The sequence below is a fragment of the Humidesulfovibrio sp. genome (genome assembly GCF_035560995.1).
In the GTDB taxonomy this organism is placed as follows: Bacteria; Desulfobacterota; Desulfovibrionia; order Desulfovibrionales; family Desulfovibrionaceae; genus Humidesulfovibrio.
Genome location: NZ_DATMYK010000345.1, coordinates 1 through 7,870 on the forward strand (window position 1 = coordinate 1; position 7,870 = coordinate 7,870).

A 7,870-nucleotide genomic window follows, 5' to 3' on the forward strand; every position below is an offset into this window, starting at 1 on the left:
CAGCTTCGACCCCGGCCTGGCCCGGCTGGTGAAGCCCATCCGTCCCGCGCGGGAGCGCCAGCTGCCCCGTCTGGACCTGCGCCTGCCCGAGGAGGCCTTCCGCGATCCCGGCGACCTGAACGACCTGGTGGCCGAGGTGGAGGGAGGCCGGGGCGTGCCCGTGCTGCTGCGGCAATACCTGAAGCTCGGCGGGCGCATCGCCGCCTTCAACGTGGACCCGGACTTCGGCGACTGCCTGGACGGACTCATCTGCGTGGACCTGGCCCTGACCGACGAGCGCACCCTGGCCCGCTTCATGGGGGCGGAGAACGCCCGCAATTTCCTGCTGCGGCACACGGCGGCCCGTCTGGCCTCGCCGCGCGCGGCGTAACGCAAGGGGGCCCAAAGGGGGCAGGGAAGCTTCAGCAGACCTTCACCCCGGCGTTACCGGGCCGTAACACTTGCGCCCGCAACTTCAGCTACTTGGAAGCTGCGCACACCACACAAAGGAGAAGCAGATGGGAAGCGACGACATGAAGATCGAGATCATCCTCCAGGCCGACGAGGTGGCCGTGCTGCTCAAGGCCGTGGCGGGCGGCTTCCGTCACGCCGTGGCGCCCCAGGCGCTCAAGGCCTTTGCTCCGCATGTGGAGGCCTGCACCAAGCTGGAGCTGTCCATCAAGCAGCTGGGCGGCATGGCCGAGCTGAGGCTGAAGGCCAAGGGCGTGGCCCTGCCCGGAGCGGACGCCCAGGAGCCCAGGGGCAACAGCTACAAGGCCATCAAGAAGCGCATGAAGACAAGCTTCAGGTTCCTGGAGCACAGTGTGGCCGCCCTGACCCTGCCCCCGGCGGAGATCGTGGAGGGTTTCCTCAAGGACTCCCTGGCCATGTGCGCCCACCCGGATCGCGGCCCGGCGGACTACGGCCCGTACCTGGAGATTCTGAACGGCTTCAAGAAGGCGTACGACAACAAGGACCGCGCCGCCCTGGCCCAGGCCCTGGAGGCCCTGAGCGCCTCCAAGAAGTCCTGCCACGCCGTGGCCAAGTAGGGCGGGCGGGACATGAAGCAGCACAAGAGTCCGGTCCTGCGCGTGGCGCAGCCGCAAGAAGCTCTGGCCGAGGTGAACGGCCTTTCGCCCGCCCCAACGCAGGACGACGAGCGCGCCTTCGCGGCCATCACCTGCACGGCCCTGACCCCGGAAGAAGCCGCGCGCATCGTGGTTCCGGCCGAGGTGCTGCCCCGGCAGGAGCGCGTGCTGGCCGTGCACTGGCACCCGGAATTCGTGCCCATGCCCCTCATCCGGCAGCGCATCGAGGCCACCTTCCCGGCCTGCGGCCACAGCCTCATCATTCCCACCCAGCACAACGAGATCACCACCTACGGCGACTATGCCGGGGTGGAGGTGGACTGCTATTCCAGCGGCTTCAACCAGAAGGTGCAGCTCCTCATCCACTTCCGGGCCGACCGCCTGGACAAGGCCGGGGTGCTGAAGTCCATGCTGGCCCACACCGCGCGCTACCGCTCCAGCCAGCTGTTCGAGTTCCTGCACGTGCTCTCCGGCGCTGACGAGGCCCGGCTGAACATGGTCGCAGCCGATACCGGCGCGGCGGAGGAGACCATCCGCTTCGCCCGGCTGCACGCCCAGAAGCTCTTGGCCCTGCTGGAGCGCCACCACGCCGCCCTGCCCCTGGAGACCCTGAAGAACAAGCTGGTGCGCGGCTTTCTGGACGCCCAGCGGCCCCGCTACGGCGAGCGTCTGGTGACCCGCGTGCAGTCCTTTGTCCAGGCCGTGAAGCTGCGGGTGAAGGCCCAGTTCCCCATGCAGTACTTCTACCGCGCCACGGAGGTCATCGAGGAGGCGCGAAGCTTTGGCGCGGGTGTGGTCATCCCCCACCCGGAGCAGTTCTGGCCCATCCTGCTGGCCGACTACGACGTGGACGGCTACGAGGTGTGGAACCCCCAGTCCCAGCGCTACACGGAATTTCTCATCGACACCCTGGCGCGCAAGAACCGCAAGGGCTGGACCGAGCGCAGGCAGCTGGTCTTCATGGGCGACGACACCCACATGAGCGAGAAGTTGCGCAACCCGGACCCGGCCTCGGACAAGGTGCTGCGCGAGATCGGCGTGCAGCCCGCCTGGGACGACATCGGCATCAGAAAGCGCCTGCTGGCCTCGGGCATGGACCGGGCCTGCGTCATCAACGAATACACCGCCCGGCTGAACGCCTAGGCCCAGGCCGGAAAACACCGGGCAAGGAGACCCCCCAAATGTCAAACGACGGCAAGTTCGAATTCGATTCCGTGCAGGACGAGAAGAGCATCCAGGCCTTTCTGGCCGCCCTCACCGAGGGCTTCGGCAAGGGCCGCGTGGTCCTGCGCAGCGATTCCGAGGAGATCGTGCTCACCCCGGGCGCTCTGGTCAGCTTCGGCGTAAAGGCCAAGCGCAAGGACGGCGAAAGCAAGATGACCATCAAGATCGCCTGGAAGGACGCCAAGAGCGCCCTGGCGGCGGGCGAGCGCGCCATCCGTGTGGAATCTTAGGGCGGCCGGGCCATGCTGACCTTTGAAGGCCTTGAGGAGAACTTCACCTTCATGGTGGCCGAGGTGGAACGGCAGGTGCGCGCCACCCTGAATTTCCTCGATGCGCCCAGCCACGCCCTGTACGACCACATCGTGGGTCGCGACGACTACATCGACAACCTGAAGACGGTCATCGAGAACAAGTGCTACGGCCATTTCCACGAGGACGAGGCCGGGCGCGTGCTGGACAAGAGCACGGGCAACCGCGTGCGCGCCATCCAGGTCATCTGCGTGAATCTGGAGCGCGTGGCCGACTTCTGCGTGAACATCGTCCAGCAGACCAACTACCTGACCGACCATACTTTCCTGCATTCCTACGCCTACAAGGAAATGTTCGAGGAGATCGAGGCCTGCCTCTCGCGCATTCTGGCCGCCTTCCAGCAGGCGGACATCTCCGGCGCGCTCTCGGTCTGCCGGGCGGAATACGGCCTGGACCGCATGTATAAGGTCGGCTTCGACCGCATCATGGGCGAGCTGCGCACGGGCAAGAACGTGCAGAACCTCATCACCGTGCTGTTCATCTTCCGCTACCTGGAACGCATCGGCGACGCGCTCTTGAACGTGGGCGAGGCCCTCATCTTCGCCATCCTGGGCGAGAGGATCAAGATCGAGCAGTTCGAGGCCCTGCAGCAGACCCTGACCAAGACCGGCTTCGCGGGCGGGCTCACCAGCGTGGACTTCAAGGCCATCTGGGGCACGCGCAGCGGCTGCCGCATCGGCCGGGTGGATTCCAAGCCCTTCCTGCGCGAGGGCGACACGGGCGGTCCCGGCGTGGATCCGCTTGGCAGCATCTACAAGGAAGGGGCCAAGGCCAAGATCCAGGCCGAGAAGGCGGGGCTCGAGCTGTGGGCCAAGACCTATCCGGGCCTGGTGGCCGGGGTGTTCGGCTTTCATGAGGAGGGCGACAAGGCCTCGCTGCTGGTGGAGTTCTTGCCCGGCTGCAACCTGGACGAAGTGCTGCTCACCTCCGGCGAGGAGGTGCTGCAGAACGCCATGTTCATCACCACCCAGACCGTGCAGGACATCTGGGAAACCACCCGCACCCGCGTGGAGGTGCCCGCCGCGTTCATGGCCCAGCTTACCAAGCGCCTGGACGCGGTGCTGCAGATCCATCCCGGCTTCGACAGGCCGGAAAAAGACGTCTGCGGGCACAGGGTAGCGGGCACGCGGGAGCTGCTGGCCTCTTGCGCCGCGGCGGAGAAGGAGCTCTTCGCGCCCTTTTCCGTGCTCATCCACGGCGACTTCAACGTGAACAACCTTGTGTACAACCATCAGACCCAGCGCCTGCACTACCTGGACGTGCACCGCTCGCGTCCGCAGGACTACGTGCAGGACGTTTCGGTCTTCCTCGTGTCCAACTACCGCATGCCCGTGTTCGAGGCGCACCTGCGCGGGCGCATCCATTGGGTCATGGCCGAGTTTTTGGCCTTCGCCAGGGCCTTTGCCCAGGAAGCGGCCGACGCCACCTTCGAGGCGCGCATGGCCCTCGCCCTGGCGCGTTCGCTGTTCACCTCCACCCGCTTCGAACTCAACCCGGCCTTCTCGCGCGGCATGTGCCAGCGGGCGCACTACCTCATGGAGCGCGTGGCCGAACACAGGGGCCGCCCCTGGCAGGACTTCCGCCTGCCGGAGCGCGTGCTCTTCTCCTGACAGGACGCACAATGACGGCACACGACAGACAAGACGTTCCCGCCCTCGGCGTGGTGGGCGTGCGCGGGGGCTGGTCCTCCGAACTCCTGGCCGCCCGCGCGGCCGAGGCCTGCGGCGACGCCCCCCTGCTCATCGAACTGGACCGCGTGACCCTGGACCTCTCCACCGGCCGGGCCATGTACGAGGGCCTGGACCTCTCCAAGTGCTCGGCCCTGCTGCTCAAGAAGCTGGGGCCGGAGTACTCGCCGGGCCTGCTCGACCGCCTGGAGCTGCTGCGCTTCATCGAGGGCCGGGGGGTGCGCATGTTCTCGCGTCCCGGCGCGGTGGCCGGGCTCATCGACCGCATGTCCTGCACCACCACCCTGGCCCTGGCGGGCATCCCCATGCCGCCCACCGTGGCCACCGAGGACCTGGACGGGGCCGTGGAGGCCGTGGAGCGCTTCGGCGAGGCCATCCTGAAGCCGCTGTACTCCACCAAGGCGCGCGGCATGCGCGTGCTCTCCCCCGGCCCGAACCTGCGGGCGGAGCTTGAGGACTACAAGCGCGAGCAGGGCTTTTTCTACATCCAGAAGACCATCGCCCTGGGCGAGCGCGACCTGGGCATCGTGTTCCTGGGGGGCGACTACCTGACCACCTACGCCCGCTGCCGCAAGCCCGGCGAGTGGAACACCACCACGGAATCCGGCGGGCGCTACGCCCCCTTCGATCCGCCGGAGGAGATCATCAACCTGGCCTGGCGCGCCCAGAACCTGTTCCGGCTGGACTTCACCTGCGTGGACGTGGCGCTGACCGACGACGGCCCGCAGATCTTCGAGGTTTCGGCCTTTGGCGGCTTCCGGGGCATCCAGGAAGCCAGGGGCATCGACGCCGCAAAACTCTACGCGGACTACGCCGCCAGGAGGGTCATCAAATGAGCAGGCACGGCTACGTCATGAGCACCCTGGCCGACATGCTGGGCGCAAGCGCCCCGGCTCCGCACGCGCTGAACCTCGACCTGGGCGACTGCCGCATCGAGGTGCGCTCCAACTCCCAGGCCTTGCTCTCCGAGCTGGACGCCTACTTCGGCGGCTTCGTCACGCGCGGGGGCGGGGCGGATGTCTGCATCACCGCCCTGGACGGCCCGGCCCCGCAGGTGCCCCTGGAGCTGACGGTGAAGGAGCCCGACCCGGGCAAGACCAAGGTCAAGGAGGAGTACGCCGACGTGCCGGGCGGACGCCTGGTGCGCAAGGCGCTCACCGGCATGGTCTTTCTCTTCGGCCAGGGGCGCAACCTGGCCTTCGGCCCCTGCCTGGAGAATTCCAATCAGGTGGTGAACTTCATCAACAATCGCTACATCGAATACAAGCTGCACCAGGGCTGCCTGCTGGGCCACGCGGCCGCCGTGGCGCACCTCATGGCCGATCCCGGCGGCGGCCGCCTGCGGGGCTTGGCCCTGTGCGGCTTTTCCGGCGCGGGCAAAAGCACGCTGGCCATGCACGTCATGAGCCGGGGCGCGCTCTTCGTCAGCAACGACCGCCTGCTGGCCGCGCCCCTGGACGGCGCAGGGGTGCCGGCCGGTGCCGGCCTGCGCATGTGCGGCGTGCCCAAGCTGCCGCGCATCAACCCCGGCACGGCGCTGAACAACCCCCACCTGGCCGGCGTGGTGCCCGATGAGGACCGCGAGCGCTTTATGGGACTGGACGCCGACGAACTCTGGGAGCTGGAGCACAAGTACGACGTGTTTCTGGACAAGTGCTTCGGCGAGGGGCGATTCGTGCTGCAGTCGCCCATGCACGGGCTGGTGGTGCTGAACTGGCGGCGCGGCGGCGGCGAAACCGCCATCCGCTTCGTCAAGGCAGCCGAGCGCCCGGACCTCTTGCCCGCGTTCATGAAGCCTGCCGGGCTGTTCTCCCTGCCCCTGAACGGCGACGCCGCCTGGCGCGATCCGGGCGAAGCCGCCTACGCCGGGCTCTTGTCGCGCTGCGACATCATCGAAATCTCCGGCGGGGTGGACTTCGACCGCGCCGCGGACTTCTGCATCGAATACCTGGTGCACGGCTAGCCAGCCGGGCGAGAGGAGCACATACGAAAGTGGCAAAGACCTGGATACGCCGCGAGGTGGAGATTCCCAACCACATGGCCCTGGCGCGGCTGGAGAAATGCCCGGAGCTGGGGCCGAAGCTGCTGTTCTTCAGCGGGGGCACGGCCCTGAAGCGCTCCAGCGCCCGGCTGGTGAACTACACGCACAATTCCATACACGTCATCACGCCCTTTGATTCCGGCGGCAGTTCGGCCGAGATACGCCGCGCTTTCAACATGCCCGCCGTGGGCGACATCAGAAACCGGCTCATGGCCCTGGCCGACCAGAGCCTGCGCGGCAACCCGGAGATCTTCGCCCTGTTCGCCCACCGCCTGCCCAAGGGGGAAGAGCAGGAGCCCCTGCGCCACGACCTCGACCAGATGGTGCGCGGCAGGCACGAGCTGGTGGCGCGCATTCCGGACCCCATGCGCAAGATCGTGCGCAACCACCTGGCCATGTTCCAGCAGAACATGCCCGAGGACTTCGACCTGAACGGCGCGAGCATCGGCAACCTGGTGCTGGCCGGAGGCTACCTGGCCAACCGCAGGCACCTGGATCCGGTGATCTTCATGTTCTCCAACCTGGTGCAGGTGCGCGGCACGGTTCGCCCGGTGGTGAACAAGAACCTGCACCTTGCGGCGGAATTGGCCGACGGAGCGCTCATCATCGGCCAGCACCGCCTGACCGGCAAGGAGACGGCGAGGCTCACCTCACCCATCACCCGGCTGTACCTGTCCGACGACACCGGCCGGGCGGTGGACCAGCCCATCCGAGACAAGATGCGCACCCTCATCCAGGGGGCGGAGCTCATCTGCTACCCCATGGGCAGCTTCCACTCCAGCGTGCTGGCCAACCTGCTGCCGCGCGGCGTGGGCCAGGCCGTGGCCGGCGCGGCCTGCTCCAAGATCTACGTGCCCTCCACAGGTGACGACCCGGAATGCCTGGGCCTCTCGGTTGCGGACCAGGTGGAACGCCTGGGCCAGGTGCTCATGGCCGATGCGCCGGGCATCCGCCTGTCCGACGTGCTGCACTTCGTGCTGGTGGACACGGCCCACGGCCACTACCCCGGCGGGCTTGACCTTGCGCGCATCCGCAACCTCGGGGTCGAGGTCATCGACTGCCCGCTCATCGGCTACGGCCCCAGCCCGGACATCGACGACCGTTTTCTGGTGCCCATTCTGCTTTCCCTGGCGTGAGCGCGAAAACCAAGCATCACCCCCCAAACCGCATGACAATACGGAGGTCGACATGGACAAGGACAAGATCGAGTTGAAGACCGTGATGGAGAGCGCCGCCGTGGCCGACTATCTGACCGCCCTGGCCAAGGGCTTCAAGACCGGCCGCCTGACCATCGAGAAGGACGGCGAGTGCCTGTGCCTGGCCCCGGCCGAGACGGCCGAGGTGGAGGTGGAGGCGAGAGTGAAGAAGGACAAGGCCCGCTTCAGCCTGGAGGTTTCCTGGCGGCTCATGGGCATTGAGGACGATCCGGCCAGCCTCAAGATCAGCGCCGACGCACCCAAAGACTCGCCCAAGGATTCGGCGAAGGACGCCAAGCCCATGGCCAAGCCGGCCGAAAAGCCGGCCGAAAAGCCTGCCGCGAA

8 protein-coding genes and 1 pseudogene are annotated in these 7,870 nt (G+C 67.3%); all 9 read left to right on the forward strand.

From position 1 onward, the window contains the following. A pseudogene (locus tag VN419_RS13735) lies at window positions 1-370 on the forward strand (glycerol acyltransferase); the annotation flags it as partial. 127 nt (window positions 371-497) lie between these two features. After that, on the forward strand, window positions 498-1,028 hold the full coding sequence (locus tag VN419_RS13740; protein WP_325647784.1) for a GAK system XXXCH domain-containing protein: 531 nt from the start codon (window positions 498-500) through the stop codon (window positions 1,026-1,028). Between the two features lie 12 nt (window positions 1,029-1,040). Then, window positions 1,041-2,210 (forward strand): hypothetical protein, encoded by a 1,170-nt coding sequence (locus VN419_RS13745; RefSeq protein WP_325647785.1) that lies wholly within the window; start codon window positions 1,041-1,043, stop codon window positions 2,208-2,210. 38 nt (window positions 2,211-2,248) lie between these two features. Further along, window positions 2,249-2,521 (forward strand): amphi-Trp domain-containing protein, encoded by a 273-nt coding sequence (locus VN419_RS13750; RefSeq protein WP_325647786.1) that lies wholly within the window; start codon window positions 2,249-2,251, stop codon window positions 2,519-2,521. Window positions 2,522-2,533: 12 nt separating this feature from the next. Continuing rightward, on the forward strand, window positions 2,534-4,210 hold the full coding sequence (locus VN419_RS13755) for a phosphate signaling complex PhoU family protein (RefSeq protein WP_325647787.1): 1,677 nt from the start codon (window positions 2,534-2,536) through the stop codon (window positions 4,208-4,210). Window positions 4,211-4,221: 11 nt separating this feature from the next. After that, window positions 4,222-5,124, forward strand: a complete 903-nt coding sequence (locus VN419_RS13760) for a GAK system ATP-grasp enzyme (protein ID WP_325647788.1) — start codon at window positions 4,222-4,224, stop codon at window positions 5,122-5,124. Next, the gene (locus VN419_RS13765; RefSeq protein WP_325647789.1) at window positions 5,121-6,251 is read left to right on the forward strand and encodes an HprK-related kinase B; all 1,131 of its coding nucleotides are present in this window, start codon (window positions 5,121-5,123) and stop codon (window positions 6,249-6,251) included. Before VN419_RS13760 ends, VN419_RS13765 begins: the two co-directional genes overlap by 4 nt. Window positions 6,252-6,280: 29 nt before the next feature. Beyond that, window positions 6,281-7,465: a GAK system CofD-like protein gene (locus VN419_RS13770; RefSeq protein ID WP_325647790.1), complete on the forward strand. Its 1,185-nt coding sequence runs from the start codon at window positions 6,281-6,283 to the stop codon at window positions 7,463-7,465. 52 nt (window positions 7,466-7,517) lie between these two features. Continuing rightward, on the forward strand, window positions 7,518-7,870 hold a 353-nt coding region (locus VN419_RS13775), incomplete at its 3' end, for an amphi-Trp domain-containing protein (RefSeq protein ID WP_325647791.1).